Annotated in this window: 14 protein-coding genes; 7 read left to right on the forward strand and 7 right to left on the reverse strand. The window is 60.5% G+C overall.

Annotation, left to right across the window (positions count from 1 at the left end; translation table 11 throughout):
• The first annotated feature begins 44 nt into the window (after window positions 1-44).
• Complete coding sequence (locus tag NFG58_RS07075; protein ID WP_124804310.1) at window positions 45-1,079, forward strand: CHAD domain-containing protein; 1,035 nt, start codon at window positions 45-47, stop codon at window positions 1,077-1,079.
• Window positions 1,080-1,141: 62 nt separating this feature from the next.
• Here the strand turns inward: NFG58_RS07075 and NFG58_RS07080 are convergent, their stop codons facing one another.
• The 5 genes from NFG58_RS07080 to NFG58_RS07100 all read right to left on the reverse strand — a co-directional run bounded on the left by NFG58_RS07080 (window position 1,142) and on the right by NFG58_RS07100 (window position 4,501).
• Complete coding sequence (locus NFG58_RS07080; protein WP_348827863.1) at window positions 1,142-1,876, reverse strand: ParA family protein; 735 nt, start codon at window positions 1,874-1,876, stop codon at window positions 1,142-1,144.
• 220 nt (window positions 1,877-2,096) lie between these two features.
• Window positions 2,097-2,396, reverse strand: coding sequence for a YqjK-like family protein (locus NFG58_RS07085; protein ID WP_045993311.1), 300 nt, complete (start codon window positions 2,394-2,396; stop codon window positions 2,097-2,099).
• Window positions 2,397-2,434: 38 nt separating this feature from the next.
• Window positions 2,435-2,851, reverse strand: a complete 417-nt coding sequence (locus NFG58_RS07090; protein ID WP_045993310.1) for a phage holin family protein — start codon at window positions 2,849-2,851, stop codon at window positions 2,435-2,437.
• Window positions 2,851-3,240 carry a YqjD family protein gene (locus tag NFG58_RS07095; RefSeq protein ID WP_045993309.1) on the reverse strand — a complete coding sequence of 130 codons (390 nt, stop codon included), beginning with the start codon at window positions 3,238-3,240 and terminating at the stop codon, window positions 2,851-2,853. The genes NFG58_RS07090 and NFG58_RS07095 overlap by 1 nt, the downstream gene beginning before the upstream one ends.
• Window positions 3,241-3,376: 136 nt before the next feature.
• Window positions 3,377-4,501, reverse strand: a complete 1,125-nt coding sequence (locus tag NFG58_RS07100) for a phospholipase A (protein ID WP_108132605.1) — start codon at window positions 4,499-4,501, stop codon at window positions 3,377-3,379.
• 151 nt (window positions 4,502-4,652) lie between these two features.
• Between NFG58_RS07100 and mscK the strand changes: the two genes are divergently transcribed.
• Complete coding sequence (gene mscK / locus NFG58_RS07105; RefSeq protein ID WP_045993307.1) at window positions 4,653-8,087, forward strand: mechanosensitive channel MscK; 3,435 nt, start codon at window positions 4,653-4,655, stop codon at window positions 8,085-8,087.
• A gap of 105 nt (window positions 8,088-8,192) precedes the next feature.
• Here mscK and NFG58_RS07110 read toward each other — a convergent pair whose 3' ends face one another.
• Window positions 8,193-8,951: a TlyA family RNA methyltransferase gene (locus tag NFG58_RS07110; protein WP_348827864.1), complete on the reverse strand. Its 759-nt coding sequence runs from the start codon at window positions 8,949-8,951 to the stop codon at window positions 8,193-8,195.
• A 1,220-nt stretch (window positions 8,952-10,171) separates the two neighbouring features.
• Between NFG58_RS07110 and NFG58_RS07115 the strand changes: the two genes are divergently transcribed.
• The 5 genes from NFG58_RS07115 (at window position 10,172) to NFG58_RS07135 (ending at window position 13,443) form a co-directional block, all read left to right on the forward strand.
• The gene (locus tag NFG58_RS07115) at window positions 10,172-10,648 is read left to right on the forward strand and encodes a hypothetical protein (protein WP_348827865.1); all 477 of its coding nucleotides are present in this window, start codon (window positions 10,172-10,174) and stop codon (window positions 10,646-10,648) included.
• Window positions 10,649-10,802: 154 nt separating this feature from the next.
• Window positions 10,803-11,195 (forward strand): GFA family protein, encoded by a 393-nt coding sequence (locus NFG58_RS07120; RefSeq protein ID WP_348827866.1) that lies wholly within the window; start codon window positions 10,803-10,805, stop codon window positions 11,193-11,195.
• Between the two features lie 165 nt (window positions 11,196-11,360).
• On the forward strand, window positions 11,361-11,771 hold the full coding sequence (locus tag NFG58_RS07125; protein WP_348815770.1) for a VOC family protein: 411 nt from the start codon (window positions 11,361-11,363) through the stop codon (window positions 11,769-11,771).
• 572 nt (window positions 11,772-12,343) lie between these two features.
• Complete coding sequence (locus tag NFG58_RS07130; RefSeq protein WP_253555907.1) at window positions 12,344-12,796, forward strand: VOC family protein; 453 nt, start codon at window positions 12,344-12,346, stop codon at window positions 12,794-12,796.
• 83 nt (window positions 12,797-12,879) lie between these two features.
• Window positions 12,880-13,443: a GNAT family N-acetyltransferase gene (locus tag NFG58_RS07135; RefSeq protein WP_124804318.1), complete on the forward strand. Its 564-nt coding sequence runs from the start codon at window positions 12,880-12,882 to the stop codon at window positions 13,441-13,443.
• Between the two features lie 254 nt (window positions 13,444-13,697).
• Here NFG58_RS07135 and NFG58_RS07140 read toward each other — a convergent pair whose 3' ends face one another.
• On the reverse strand, window positions 13,698-15,719 hold the full coding sequence (locus NFG58_RS07140) for a hypothetical protein (protein ID WP_348827867.1): 2,022 nt from the start codon (window positions 15,717-15,719) through the stop codon (window positions 13,698-13,700).
• Window positions 15,720-15,767: the final 48 nt, after the last annotated feature.

Here is a 15,767-nt window from a genome sequence, read left to right on the forward strand (position 1 = left end):
CTACGCTTGAATGCATCATCTATTTCTTGTTCAGGAGAGAGTGTATGGCCAAGGCGCTGGGACAACGGCGGCTGGGGACGGTGCTTGAAGCCGTCATCCTTGAGATGCTCGATGAGGCTCGTCAGGCCTATCCGCGCATCCAGGACCCCGAGGACAGCGAAGGGCTGCACGACTTTCGGGTGGCCTTGAGGCGCCTGCGCAGCACCATCAAGGAGTTTGGCGATCAGCCGGGGTTTGCGATCGACAAGGCATTGTTGCGCCAGTTGACGGCGCTGGCGCGAGCCACCAACGACGCTCGTGACGGTGAGGTGATGCTGGCCTGGCTCGATAGTGTGGCCGAGACGACGGGAGCGCCGGAGCGTGGCGCCATCGGCTGGTGGCGGGAGCGCCTGGCGGCGCAGGTGGAACAGGAGTACGCCTCCATCGACGCCAGTGTGGCGGGGTTTCCGCTGCTCGACACCCGCCTGCGCGAGGCTGCCGGCAAGGCCGCTCTCAAGGACAAGGGCAAAGACAAGGACAGCAAGAAGAAGGACAAGAACAAGGACAAGAAAAAAGGCAGCAACAAGGCCGGCAAGGAGCCTCGGTTTGGTGACGCGTCGGCCCAGGTGCTGGCCCGGCTTGGTGAGGGCTGGCTTGAGGAGCTCGCCGCGGTAAAAGGGCGCGAGGAAGAAGAGACGCTGCACCGGCCGCGTATCACCGGCAAGCGACTGCGCTACCTGCTGCGTCCCTGGCGGGAACAGGGCGAGGTCTTCGCCGAGCTCGAGGAAGAGCTGAAGACCTTTCAGGATGCCTTTGGCGATCTCCACGACGACCTGGTGAGGGGCGACGTGCTGACCACGGCGGCGCTCTTGCATACCGAGGAAGAAACCCTGGATCGTCTGGAGGCAGCGCTCGAGCAGGCCTCACCCAGGGCCACCGCGCCTCGCCATCTACGCGGCTTCATGCTGCTGCACGCGCACCACGAGGCGCAGACAGAGCAGAACCTCAAACGGGTGCAGGCGCTATGTCGCAAGCCGCGCCTGGAGCGTCTCGAGGCCAGGATCAATGAGGCCGTGACACTGATGAAGGCTCCGCAATAGCGCTGAAAAAGACCCAGGGCGGCCCTGAGGGCGCGCCCGAGAACAAGCCTCGGGCCGTTCAGTCAGGCCAGGCGCTGTTCGATCTCTTTCCACAGGCTGGCGTAGGCGCGGCACGCTGGGGTATAGGGGGAAAAGTGGCGTACTGGGGCGCGCTCAAGCCCCATGCGCTCCACCGCACTTGCCGCCGGGATGACGCTGGACAGCCGCAGCGGCCAGCGCTTGCCGAAGCTTTCCATCACCTCGCGATGCATGGTGCGGCGCCGATCGGCCAAGGTGATGAAGGGCCACAGCGGGCAGACCAGGTCCTGGTCGTCGAGGAAGGTCTCGAGTTGCTCCAGGGTGCGTAGCGAAAGGGTTGAAGGCACCACCGGTACCAGCAGGGCGTCGACGCTGGTGAACATGTTCTCGGACATGTGGGACAGCGTCGGTGGGCAGTCGAGGATGACCAGATCGTACTCGTCGCGTACCTTGCCGAGGATCTGACGCAGATGACTGGAGCCATGATGCTCGAGCAGCTGGTCCATCTCGCGGGAGTCCAGCGAGGCCGGCAGCACATCGAGGCCATCCACGTTGGTCGAGCGGATGACCTTGTTGAAGACCGCCTTGCCTTTCACCAGCTTCTCGACGCCACCGCGGATCTTGGGCTTGATCTTCAGATAGAACGTCGTTGCCGCCTGGGGATCCAGGTCCCACAGCAGCACCCTGTGGCCACAGGCGGCGGCTTCGCAGGCTAGATTGACCGCCGACGCCGTCTTGCCCACGCCCCCCTTGATGCTGTAAAGCGACAACATCCGCATCGCAATTCGCCCCGTGAATTTGATGAACTAGAACAACGACTTTAGCACAGCTTTGTGCAGTGAATGGCGTTGTTCGCCAGGGGATATTGACGTTGTTTTGTATACGGTCTTGGTAGTCGCTGCAACAACAACCTTTCTTGATTGAAGTTCTGGGCGCTGAAGGTCTGGGCGTAGAGGGGCTGGGCGCAGAGGGGCCGGACAGTGAGGGGGCGGTGTCCTGTCAGCGCTTGACCAGGCGCCTGACGCGCTGGATGGCGAGACCGGTCACCACCAGCTTGCGACCCCAGCGAGCCAGTCGGCCGGGGTGGCGCAGCACGGGAATCAGCGCCGTGCCGGCGGCAAGCAGGGCCGGCGTGCGATAGCGACTAAGCGCCTGCCAGCCGGCGTCGATGCGCTCTCCGGCAAGATGGAAACGGCGCGAGGCCAGCAGGATGTCCAGCCGCTGCTGTTCGATGGTGGCCTCGAGTTCGGCCTTGCGCTCGGCGCGAGAGGGGCTCGCACGGCGGTCATCGCGGCTCATGGCATTGCTCCCTGACGTGTCGGCAGAAAGATGGCGGCTCATCGACGATGTGGCTCATCGACGTCGGGCCGCATCGATTCTTCGGCAAGCTCTCGATCCAGGGCCAGGTGCTTCAAGGTGCTGACCAGCAGCGTGCGACGACGTGCCAGGCGCATCGCCGCCAGGGCCAGCCCGACGCCTCCTGCCAGAAGCACCGCCGCGCATACGGCGATGGCGGTAAGCCGGAAGGAGTTCCAGAACAGGACCACGACGAAGGCCGTCAGGGTGGCGATGCCGAGCATCAACAGCACCATGCTCAGCCCCAGCAAAAGGGCCAGGGTTACCAGTCGAGCGCGTTCTTCCTCGAGTTCCAGAACGGCGAGACGCAGGCGCGTCTCGCCGGTGGCGATCAAGGTCGAGAGGACCCGCTTGCCCGCCCCGAATAGCCGTTGTGCCGGTCCTTGGCTGTCTGCCATCAGCGCCGCCCGATCAGCATACCGACGATGCAGCCGACGGCAGCACCGATGCCGATGCTCTTCCAGGGGTTGTCGTGGACGTAGCGATCACAGGCATCGACCTGGTCGGTGACGCTGTCGCGGGTCTGACGGTAGACGCGCTCTCCAGTGGCTTCGAGGCGAGCACGGGTGTCCTTCAGTCGCGCCTCTGCCTTGCTGCGCCATTCCTTGACGGTCTCGCTGGAGTCGTCGGCGGTGGCGCTCAGCAGGTCCTCGAGGGTGCTCGACAGCTGCTTGAGGTCGTCCCTGAGTTGCTCGGTGGAGGCGCTGGAGCTGCTGGTGTCCGCGTCGCTTGCAGCGCTCTTGGCGTTGGACTTGCTGGCGGTGGTGCTGGAGCTTCGTGTAGCCATCGTGTCTTCCTTTGACGCAGGTGGATTAACGGTACCAAAGATGAATCTTTACCCGTTCATGCTCGCATCAGAATAGCAGTCACGGCAATGGCCGGCGGCCGACTGTGCAAAGAAGCACAATTGGCCGCCGCCGGCATCACGGATTGAAGCCGCCCGCCGAGAACAGCGGGTTCATGCTGAAGCCGATACCCAGGCGATTGACGCGCTCGTCGTAGTCGATAAGGCTCTCGCCGTAGCCATAGTAGTACTGCACGTGCCCACGCACCTTGCCGAACAGCGGCCAGGAGTAGTCGAGCTGGGTGCCGTAGTTGCCTTCGTCGGGGTTGCCGCGCATCAGCAGGCTGGCTTCGTGGGTATCGAACATCTGCCGGGCCACGGTGACGTCGGCATAACCCACGTAGTCCTCGATGTCGGGGTTGTCGTCATCACTATCGTCTTCCGGGATGCGCCAGAACGGCGAGACTGCCAGCGCCCACTCGTCGTTGATCCAGGAAGTGGTGCCGATGACCCGGTTCCAGCTGCGAGACAGCGGGTCCGAGCGGCCATTGGACTGGTGATTGAGCGAGATGCGGTTGTTGACGTTGGTCCAGCCCCACAGGGTGGTGTCGTTCTGGAAGTCGATGAAGAACTCAGGCTCGTAGTTGGTCTCGCGAAACGGCGAGGACTCGTCGCTGTTGTAGGCCTGCCACCAGCTCTTCTGGGTGTAGGCGAAGTAGAGGTCGGCGTTGTCGAACAGCACGTCCTCGGCGATGTTGAACTTGGCACTGAACTGAAACTTGAGTTCGGTGTTGTCCATGTCAGCATCGTCTTCACCGGCACGAAAGGCGCCGGAATTCGGGTTGGTGTTGTAGCTGATCGGCAGGATGTAGTTGCGCCGGTGGGTGGTGATCGAGAACGGGTTGCTCTCGGACTCCTGCTCTAGCTGACGACGCTCCTCGACGGTCTCCTCGATGGGCTTGCCCGAGGCACGTGCAACGATCTCCTCGGAGGCGGGCAGACCGGTGGTGTCGGGGGCTTCGGCGTTGACCGTCGATGAAGTGCCGGCGCTACTGACGGCCACGGCCTGTGCACCCTCGCGCTGGGCCTCGTCATCGTCGAGTTCATTTTCCAGCTTGGCGAGCTCAGCCTTCAGGGCCTCGATACGCGCCTCCTTGGCCGCGCGCTCGGCGTCGGTCAGGCCGCCGTCGGCGACGGCCTGTCCACTGATGGCAAGCGCCAGCAGGGAAGGGAACAGGGAGGAACGGACGGCGGGGCGGGTCATAGGGTGAATCCATTCGACAGGTGGAGGCGTTGTTCTACCATGGCGGCGCAGCGAGTCAACTTCGTGGAAGAATCTTGCACTGGATTGCCATACTGACACACTGGGTTGAGAATCTCGCCTCCTCCACGCTGCGACAGGAAGTTCTCTTAAGATGCCCAGCTCGCCTTCTTCGTTGTTCCGAATACTCCCCCTCTTGCTGGTGTTGCTGCTGTCTCTGCTGTCGGTATCTGCGGTGGTGGCCCAGGAAGCGCCCGAGAAGAGGCTGCCGGACAAGCAAGAGCTGCAGTCGCGCCTTGACGAGCGCGTCGCCAATGCCAGCGATCCGCCAAGCGCCACGGCGCAGGAAGAGATCGATGCGCTGTCCGAGGCGATCGATGCGGTGGAGAAATTGGCCGAGGTCGAGCGTGACCTGGAGAGTCTAGAGCGGCGTATCGAGGAGGCACCCGAACGGCTGGCGGCGCTTGAGGAAGCGCTGCGCCAGAGTGAAGAAGGCGAGTCGCACAATCTAGCTGAGCTCGAGGGGCTGAAGATGCCGGCCGTCGAGCAGCGCCTGAGCGACGCCACCCGAGTGCTGCAGTCGACCCAGGATACCCTGACCAGTGTGCAGAGCCAGTTGCTGGGGGCCCAGACGCTGCCGGAGCGGGCGCAACAGGCCATCACCGAGGCCAATCGGGAGATGGATGAGGCGAGGGTCAAGCTCGAAGACCTCAATCGTCGTGACGTGCCGGAAGATGCCCCCTTGCGGGTGGCGGCGCGGGCGCGCCAGGCTCTGGCCGAGGCTCAGCTCGAGCTGCACCAGCGTCAGCTCAATACCAATACACGTATGCGTGAGGTGCTGCAGCAGCGCCTCGCGCTGTTGAAACTGGAGGCGGCAAGCGAGGAGGCCTGGGTCTCCGCGCTGCAGGGTCGGCTCGATCGACTGCGCCGCGAGCAGACCGAGCGGGCCATCGCCGAGGCAGTACGCGATGAGCCAGAGGCCATCTCACGGCATCCGGTGATTCAGGCGGCCCAGACCACCAACCGTCAGCTCTCCAAGGACTTGCTCAACGCCACCTCGCGAGCCAACGATCTGGTGCGTGACGGACTCGAAGTGCGTCGCCAGCTCGAACGGGTGCGTCGCCTGCAGCAGGGGCTGACCCAGAACATCGAGGCGGTGCGCGGCAGTGTACTGTTGTCGCGCATCCTGCGTGAGCAGCGAGGATCGCTGCCCGAAGTGCAGCCACGGCCGGGCCTGCGTGACGAGATCGCCGATGTACGCCTGGCGCAGTTCGAACTCGACAGCGAACGCGACGCCTTGCGCTCCCCGGAGGCACTGGCAAGGGAGGTGTTGGCGCAGGCCGAGGTGGACGAGCCCGAGCCCCTGGTGGAGCCGCTGGTGCAGCTGTTCAATTCTCGGCGTGAGCTGATCAGCCAGCTAGAGCCCACCTACGGTCAGATCCTCACGGCTGCCATCGATATGCAGCTCAACCAGCAGCAGTTGCTCGACATCAGTGCGCAGTTGCGCACCAGCATCGACGAACAGCTGTTCTGGGTGGCTAACGCCAGGCCCATCGATCTCGGCTGGCTGATGAAGATCCCCCAGAACCTGATGATGGAGTGGCGGGAAGGCGAGTGGCGCCAGATCCTGCCTCACAACTGGCGCTGGCCGGGGCCTGGTGCCTGGGTAGCGGTCCCGGTACTGCTGGTGGTGTTGCTGCTGCTGGCGCTCAGGCGCGCGATCATGCGTCGCCTGGTCACCCTGCACGACCAGATCGGTCGACTTCGCTACGATTCTCAGCTGCATACGCCCAAGGCGGTGGCATTGAACGCCCTGGTGGCCGCACCGGGACCGCTGTGCCTGGTGGCCTTCGGCCTGCTGTTGACCCTCGGTGGCTCCGAGGTGGCAGCGGATGTCGGCTACTCGGTACTGCAGCTTTCACTGGCCTGGGGCGTGGTCGCCTGGTCGCGTCGCCTGCTGGTCAGCGACGGCGTGGCGACACGTCATTTCCACTGGCCGGTCAAGTACGTGGGCAAGCTACGCTGGTGGCTTTTGTGGCTTGGCGTCAGCATGGCGCCGGTGCTGCTGATCGCGCCGCTTGCCAGGGACGCTGCGGTGACCTTCAACCAGCGCCCGCTGGGGCTCGGACTGTTGCTGCTGGGGCTGATTGGGATGAGCGTGGCGCTCAGCAAGCTGATCATGGCCCACACCCCCTTCTTCGGGGTGAAGCTCTTTCGTCTGGTGCTGGGGCTGGCGCTGGCGATGGTGCCGGTGGTGCTGGGTGGTGCCGTGCTTTATGGCTACGTCTACTCGGCGTTGAGTCTGGTCAGCCGCTTCGTGATCTCGTTGTACCTGCTGGGCGTGTGGATCCTGGTCGAGGCAGCGGTGGTCCGCGGATTGGCGGTGGCTGCCCGACGCCTGGCCTATCGTCGTGCGCTGGCTCGCCGGCGAGCCCTGGCCCAGGACGACAACGACCGTGGCCTCGATATCGTCGAAGAGCCGCCGCTGGATATGGAGCAGGTCAACCAGCAGTCGCTGAGGCTGTCCAAGCTGCTGCTGACCATCGGCTTCGCCGCCTTGCTGTATCTGGTCTGGACCGATTTCCTCGGGGTCATCGGCTACCTCGACAACGTCACCCTGGTGGAAGGCGCCACCGGAGAGGGTGGCGAGGCGCTTGAGGACAACCTGAGTGTCGGCGACGTGCTGGTGGCCTTGTTCATCGCCGGGGTGACCATGATGCTGGCGCGCAACCTGCCGGGTCTGCTCGAGGTGATGGTGCTGTCGCGCCTGGAGCTCAAGCAGGGCAGCGCCTACGCCATCAGTTCGCTGTTGTCCTACACCATCGTCGGCACCGGTACGGTGATGACCCTGGGCGCACTCGGGGTGTCATGGGCCAAGTTGCAGTGGCTGGTAGCGGCTCTTGGTGTGGGTCTCGGTTTCGGTCTTCAGGAGATCTTTGCCAACTTCATCTCGGGTCTGATCATCCTGTTCGAGCGGCCTGTACGCATCGGCGACACCATTACCCTGGGCAACCTTACCGGTACGGTGAGCCGGATTCGTATCCGCGCGACCACGGTCACCGACTTCGATCGCAAGGAGATCATCATCCCCAACAAGACCTTCGTCACCGACCAGCTGATCAACTGGTCACTGTCGGACAGTGTGACGCGGGTGACGTTGAAGTATGGGGTCAGCCACGACGCCGATCGCAGCCTGGTGCATCGCCTGCTAGAGCAGGCCGCCGAGGAGAACGAGCGGGTGCTGTCCGATCCGCCCCCGGAGATCTACTTCATGGCCTACACCGCCAGCACCATGGAGTACGAGTTGCGCATCTACGTGAATGCACTGGGGGATCGACTGCTGGCCACCGACGAGCTCAATGGCCGCATCGGCGACATGTTCTCCGAGCATGGCATCCGTATCGCCTTCGACCAGCTCGATGTACACATTCGACGCTCGGGGCAGCGCGACGTGTGGAAGGGCGTGCATCGGGTCAAGGGCGACCCTCAGGAAGGCCACCCGCCCCCCGGGGCCAAGGGTGACCCGGGTGACGTCGGTATCGGGGATGGCGGCGGCAGCGATGGGGGCGGAGACGCCGGCGGGCGCTAAGGGCGGCCGACCGCGGTCGCTGGCGAAAGGCTACATGGTCTGCTGCATGGCCCGTTGCTTAGCCTGCTGCATGGCATGTCGCATAGCCCGCCGCACAGCCTATCGCTAGCGCCGGCGGGCCTGTAGCAGAAACTCGCGGTTGCCATCGCCGCCGAGGATCGGACTTTCCTGCCAGTGCAGGATCTCGAAGCCGACCGAGGCGCAGCAGTCGCGGATGCGTTGCTCGACCTCGGCGTAGCGGCGGGGGTCGCTTACCACGCCTCGCTGATCCACCGCACCAGGCCCCAGCTCAAACTGGGGCTTCACCAGCGACAGCAGCAGGGCGTCCCGTGCCAGCAGCGTCGCCAATTCCGGCAGGATCAGCGTCTGCGAGATAAAGGATACGTCCATCACCGCCACCTCCGGCCGACCGATTTTCTCCATCAGCGTCGCCAGTTCGCGGCTGTCACTCAAGTGGCGTGCGTTGAGCCCCTCCAGACAACTGACGCGGGCGTCGCCCCGCAGGCTATCGTCGAGCTGTCCGTGGCCTACCTCGATGCCGATGACGTGGCGCGCGCCGGCGGCCAGGGCGCAGTCGGTAAAGCCCCCGGTGGACTGGCCCACATCCAGTACCAGGCGGCCGTCCAGTGACAATTCCAGCGCCGAGAGCACCGCCTCCAGCTTGAGTCCGGCGCGGGAAACGTAGCGCTCCTCCGGGTCCTCGGCGACCACCAGAGCGAGGTCGTCGGGGCACTTCTCTCCGGGGCGTGTCAAAACCTTGCCGTCATCCCGGCGGGAGACACGGCCGTGGCGGATCAAACGCTGGGCGCGGGTGCGAGAGCGAACCAGGCCCTGGCTGACGAGGAGTTGGTCGAGACGTGGCATGGGGTGTTCCTGTGGCGCCTTGGTCGGGCCGTCTGGAGTTCAAGCAGAAAATGCCGGCGCATTATGCCACGGCGAGGCCCCTGTGGGGGCGCACACCAGCCTCCACCGCTTTGAGCCGGCTATCACCACCCTTCATCACATCCCGTCAGTTACTACTCGCTAACCTGTCGTTTGCCGATGGTAAGCGCTCGTCCCCTTTCAACATCGCCTGGGCTCTCACACCGTAGGGAGACTATCCAGTTTTAGCGCCACCTTCCGGTCGAAATGGCCAGGATCGCAGGCTATGCTAAAAACCAACAAGCTTACTTAGGATTGCACAAGGCGTCAGGTTCTGTGCGGAGTTGCGACAAGTGGCGGCGTGACAAGCAGTACGGCGAGGGAATGCTGATCGAACGACGGAATCAGGTGACAAGCCAAAGCCACAACCTTGGCTGCTAATACGTCATGTCACACCACGCGCAGCACCCAGTCCCAGCCTACCCAACTTGTAATATTTCCCCGCCAGAGAGCGATGACGTCGTCACCGTGATGTTCAGGGAAGGGACTTGCACGGGTGGCATGTCCTCCCGGTAGGGTGCCCGAACGGTTTGTCTCGCCGCTTTCCACCGCTATCTCTCCGCCACCTGATTTACAACGACTGATTGCCCTGTGGGGGAGGCCAGCAAGGGTCTCCTGATGGGGCCGCAGCGCTCGTACTAAAATGGATTTATACACAGTATATCTGGCTGCACGCCGAGGGCCGGCAGGGAATGCTGAAAGTGGGTGCTCACTTAGTGAGCATAGTCTCAAGGTTTTTGTCGGAAAAAACAGGATATTAGAGAGAAGCGTCGAAGCGATATGCGGCACGGTTATCGGAAAAAATGAGCATGCACGTTTTCAGATTTCGCGAATTGACGGAGAAGTGAAACCGCCGGTGGGATTTCAAGTAGATAATCGGGGGACTTTGCGGAACCAGTCGCGGAAAATTTGAGCACGCCTACGATTAAAAATGTTAGCCGTCTAATAATTGTCAACTGCATACTCTCTAGGGTTAATAAAGTAACTATGTCAAAAAAAATAGGGTTTCTCGTTCCAAAGACGACTTAAAAGCCGAGTTAAAAGAACAGCTTCAAATACTCCAACATGCTTGTAAAAGCTATGATGATGGTCTTGAGGCTATAGGAAAGCATATAGCTTTAAGTTTGCGAGTACTTTTACATCATCATGGACAATCCCGTTCATTGCTTGAACAACTTGGATTACGCAATAAAAGATTTTTTGATTCTGCTGGACCTATAAGCTCGACTAACCTGCTCACAGAGTGTAATTTGGTTGGTGGTACTATTAATGGTAGCGGTGGCTCTTATACGCCTTTAGTACAAATGGGAGGCGGTCCTATTCCCCCGAAAAAGGTGGAGTTTGTCAAGTGGTGGAATGAACCTGTACTCAAAGATAATCAAGGAAGAACATTTTCACGTAGAGAACTGGTAAATAATGTAGCTAATACGGATGGCGGCGCTCACGTAGATCCATCGCTTGAAGAATCTTATATGGATTTATCTAGGCGTAATTCTCTCGGCTGGAATTTTGGTGTTGGTAGCGTTGAAGAAACATTTAAAGGACGTGCGGAACTAGCTTGTATGAGACAAATAGCACACGAACTAATGATTAGTATTGAAAAAAACGCACCTGAATACTTTCCTAGCAATTACGGCTAACAAACTGCTTAAGAGGGATTCGCAACGCGTGGCATTTTTACTATGCGTCGAATTTAGTGATTAAGATGGTGTGCGGCGGCTACAGTGTTGTGTTGCTCACCCCTTAGCAGCGCGTTAGGCCGCACGGATGCGTACTGCTCACTGGAGGCAATGAATGGCCACATACAACGGTGGTTGCCTATGTGGTGCCGTTCGAATTACGGCATCAGGCCAGCCTTATCGCGTCGGCCTGTGCCATTGTCTTGACTGCCGCAAGCACCATGGTGCCCTCTTTCACGCTTCCGCCGTTTTTCCCAGAGACGCAGTCATGATCGATGGCGAGACCAGAAACTATGAGGAGCGTCATTTCTGCCCACAATGCGGCTCATCGGTCTATTCGTGCAGCGCAGATGAAATCGAGGTCAATCTAGGTTCGCTGGACTTTCCTGATCAACTAACCCCGACCTACGAACTCTGGACGAGCCGTCGAGAGTCTTGGTTGCCGGCGTTTCCATCTGTCCGGCGCTACACCCAAGATCGTGACCCCACGAGCCGTGTTGAAGAATAGGCCGCCGATGAATCGTCGCGCTTCTTTTCACAATCATCAAAGGTTGAGCCGGTGCGGCCTAACCAGTTGCTGCAGGGGACGTTTGACCCGACACCCGCTTGCTATCGCAAAGCGCAAATGCCCCTGAGTTCAGGTGTTAGGCTCCATGAGCCACGGAGGAATTGAGTGGAAATCAAGTGTATTGCAGGCTTTGCATCAATTACCAAAGACCCTGCGGCAAGTACGTCCTTGTATGAGGATGCGCTAGGTCTGCCGCTAGAAAAGATGGACGATTATCGTTTCATGGATAAATTCCCAGGAGCGAATCATTTCGGGGTATGGCCCCTCGCTATGGCGGCCCAATCTTGTTTTGGGCAGGAGGAATGGCCTGACCATGTTCTTGAGCCGACAGCTACAATTGAATTTGAGTTGGCGGACGCAGCTGCAGTGGAAGCGGCAGTGAAAGAATTGAAGGAAAGGGGGCAGGAGTTCGTTCATGAATCCCGGACTGAACCCTGGGGGCAGACAGTTGCAAGGTTTATGAGCCCCGAGGGAGTGTTGGTAGGTCTGAGTTATGCGCCATGGCTTCATGAATAAGAGCCTAACCATAGCATCAACGCGGACTGGCTTTTCCGGTGACGCTGAAAAGCCAACCGGTTACGCTGGGCGTTATGCAGAAGGAGAGTGACAATGCAGTGTCCAAAGTGTGGATCTTTAAAGATTGACAAGCGGAATTATGGAAAGCGAGCCGGGGCTACCATCGGGGGGATGGGTGGAGCAGCCGGTGGGGCGGCAACCGCCGTTGCTGGCGCTGCTGCAGGAGGAAAGGCAGGTGCGGCAGTTGGCGTGATTGCTGGCCCTCTTGGTGCGGCAGCGGGAGCCTCGATTGGAACAGTGGCGGGAGCTATCGCGGGTGCCTTGGCAGGAGGTACAGTAGGTGCCACGGCTGGAGCGATGACGGGTAGGGCAGTAGACGAGAATATTCTTGATAATTTTAAGTGTTTGAGCTGCGAGCACGCATTTAATGAGGCTTAGTTGCGGTGTGACAAGTGGCTGAAGCCGCAAGAAGGTTGAACACTTCCCATTCCTTCCATGTTGTGGTCGATATGTCGGTTATCTTTTCGATATGGAGTAAACTCGCCTAACCACTGCGTGAACGCGGGCAAGCTTTGTCGCTGCGCTCCATATTTCGCCGGTACGCTAAACGTCAAGCAGTAGGGGGAATTGTGTACGCGAATGTGTCCCGTTACGGAATTATCCTGAACTCCGAAAACTATTCGGATTGCGTTGCTTTTTATCGCGACTTATTTGGTCTTCCTCTACTGTTCGAAAAAAATGAGGATGACTTTAAACTATCCTGTTTCGAGTATGGAAGCGGATACCTGATGGTTGAACAGGGGGGCAAGGCGAAGAAGGGAATCAAGTCGCCAAAAGAGTGCAGTTTCAAGTTGCGGTTCAACGTTGATGACCTGGAAGATGCGCTGAGGGAAATTAGGTCATGGGGCATCGAAGCCTCTATTACCGAGAGTGCATGGGGAAGAACCATCAATATCAGTGATCCTGATGGCAACCGAGTTGGAGTTCGGGATGAGTCCGGCTTTGTGCAACAGATCACTGCATAACGAATCGCATCAGTACGGGGCCGTTGGCTGCCACTGAAGTGGCGTCGCTGTGCTCAGCGTTATACGCAAAAGTGGAGGGGTGAATGTCGAAAGAGTTATTTTTTCCAGTTGTGGAAACTGAACGATTGGTACTTAGGCCTATAGTGATTGAGGACGCGGAAAGCCTGCTGGGAATTTTCTCTGATCCTGAGGTTATGCGGTATTGGAATACTGCGCCTTGGAAAACCCTTCAGGACGCCATTGACTTCATTAATGCGAGTAATGATGCGATACGACGTCAAACATCGCTCGTACTTGGCGTATATCTGAAGTCTACGGGTGATCTGGCTGGTAAATGTATGTTGTTCAGCTATGACAAGGAATCCAGGCGTGCCGAGATCGGATTTGGGTTGGGTCGTTCTGCTTGGGGAAAGGGTTACATTGGTGAGGCTGGCGAGGCATTAATTCAGTATGGTTTCAATTCATTGGGGCTACGGCGAATTGAGGCAGAAATCGATCCGGACAACCAGGCTTCTGCAAACGCGCTTGAGAGACTCGGGTTTTCCCGAGAAGGCTTGTTGAGGCAGCGTTGGGAAGTCAACGGCATTGTCTCTGACTCGGCGATGTATGGTCGACTGGCAAGCGACCCTTCAGCAATGGCTAGCTGAGAATTGCACGTGGCAAGCGCATGATGGCGACGTTAATGAGGTAGAAGACCTCGAATCCAGACATTCATGCACCGGCAGTCCCGGCAAGCCGAGTCGGGTGGCGGCGAGGGTAGCAGACCCTCTGACACCGTGTGTTCGGTGTCTGTTGTGTCTGGACGACGATTCAAAAAGGTTTACACAGGTAGAGGGAAGGGCACTGGCCCGGACTTGGCGGAAGGAAGCATTCTTCCCCTCAAGTCCGGGCCAGTGGCGTTTTAGACGCCCTCGTCGGCCTGTAGGCCACCTGCCGGGATGCGGTCGGCGCCCCAGCTTTCCTGAATCATGGCGACGACGCGGTCGAGTTCCTGCTGGTCGACCTGGGCCAGTTCGCCGTGCTCCAGCGGGTCGTAGTGATAGATGTACAGACGCGAGGCGAACTGCTCGAAGGGCAGAGAGGCCTCGCCAAAGCGCTCGCCGTGGCTGGAGGTGCTGACCTTCACGCCCATGCCCCAGTCCTGGCCGCTATCGTTGTTTGGGTTGAAGAAGTAGATGCGCATCTGTCCCGACGGATCCAGCGAGGCCCGCAACACGGTGATGGCATGCCAGCCGATGAAGCGCCCGGCGCTGTCGGTGACGGCGATGCCGGCGGGTTGGGGGTGGATCAGCGGCTGGTTGCCGTTGTAGTAGGGGTGGTAGCTCGCATAGAAATGGCGCAGGAAGGTGTCCAGGTCGGTGAGCTGGCCGGTGGCCACGTCCACATTGATACGAAACCCGCGTCCTGCCCACCAGCCATGGAATTCCGGGTTGACCCAGCGGTGGGGGTCTCCCTCACGGCCCAGGCAGCGACGCCCCATCTCGGCGTAGATACGGTCCAGATGCGGCACCACCAGCAGCGACACTGGATCAAGGTCCAGCGGCAGGGTCTGTGCGACGCCGGAGAGGCTCTCCTGAGACGAGATCGGCTGGCCTTCGAAGTGCATCAGGATCTCGTCGTCGCGGGCGGCCCAGGCCACCATCTGCAACAGATAGTCCGGGTCGTTGTAGGCCCACATGGACAGTGCTCGCGCCGACTGGCAGGTCGGGTTGTTGCCCTGGCCGACCCCCAATGGAAGGCCCAGCATGCACAGCACACCTTCCATCAGGCGGGCCCGGTAGGACACGCCATCACCGAAGGCGGCGTGGAGTCGCGCCTCGGACCAGTCGGATAGCTTGAGGCCAAGCTGCCGCCACAGCGCCGGCGCCACCGGTGGCTGGTAAAGGATGCCACGTTCCAGGGTCAGTGCCAGTCCATAGACAGCCTGGGCGGTCTCTGGATAGATGGCAGTGCGCACCATGGTGTGGACCAGATCGCAGTAGCACAGCAGGCAATCGCGGCCGGTGGAAGAAAGTCCCAGCGCCTCGGACAGCAGGTTGTCACCAAAGTCGAGCAGGTGGCGCAGCAGCACCGGGTGATAGGGCGACACCAGGCCGGTGTCGTGCATCGCCCTGGCAAAACCGCTGGCTTCGTACTGTAGGCCTCTCGCGTCCATGCTGGCTAGCCGTTCGCGGTAGACCTCGATGCCGGGGTCCTCACGGCAGCCCTGGGTCGGGCCAAACAGCGAGCTGACCAGGCGGTCCGCGCCCTGGCCACTGGCGCCCAGGTCGATCTCGGGGTTGGCCTGACACAGGGCGATCTGAGTGATCATCTGCTTGACCGGATCGACCTGGATCGGGCGCTGCTGCAGGATCCGCCAGATCTCGCTGATCAGCTCGTCGATGACGTGTTCATAGCCGATGCGCTCGGCCAGGTACTGAAACAGCTGGCGGGGAATCTCGGCCAGACGGCCCTGGGTCTCACGCTCGGCCTCCGACGGGGCGGAAAACAGCAGCGGCAGATTGATCGCCATGACCTGGGTGAGGTAGTGGTGGGCCCCCTCATCGGAAATGAGGTGGTGGCGATAGCGTCCCTTGGCGACTGCCAGCATACGCAACTCGCTCAAGGCCTCGATAACCACCAGCGAACTGTCGGCGCTCTTGAGCGACTGGGTGGTCAGGGAGGGGATCAGAATATGCGGGCTGGCCCAGTCCGATCCCAGAAAGGCGCCAGCCTGTTCGAGGGTTTCGGCGCGCTGCTCGATTTCCGCGCAGCCTCCTGGCTGCATCAGCACACGGCGGCAGGTATCGATGACCCGAGGCAGCTTGGCCGGCTTGGCGAACTCCCGGGACTCGCCAAGGCTGGCGATCGCGTCGTCCAGCTTGGTCAGCAGGCCCCGAAGCTTGTCGTTATCCGCGGGGGATGGAGTGTCTGGGTTGGTCACACCGGCTCCTTGTCGTCCTGAAGTTGGCTCCCGGAGGAGTTCCGGCAG

The sequence above is a fragment of the Halomonas sp. RT37 genome (assembly GCF_040070525.1).
Taxonomy (GTDB): Bacteria; Pseudomonadota; Gammaproteobacteria; order Pseudomonadales; family Halomonadaceae; genus Halomonas; species Halomonas litopenaei.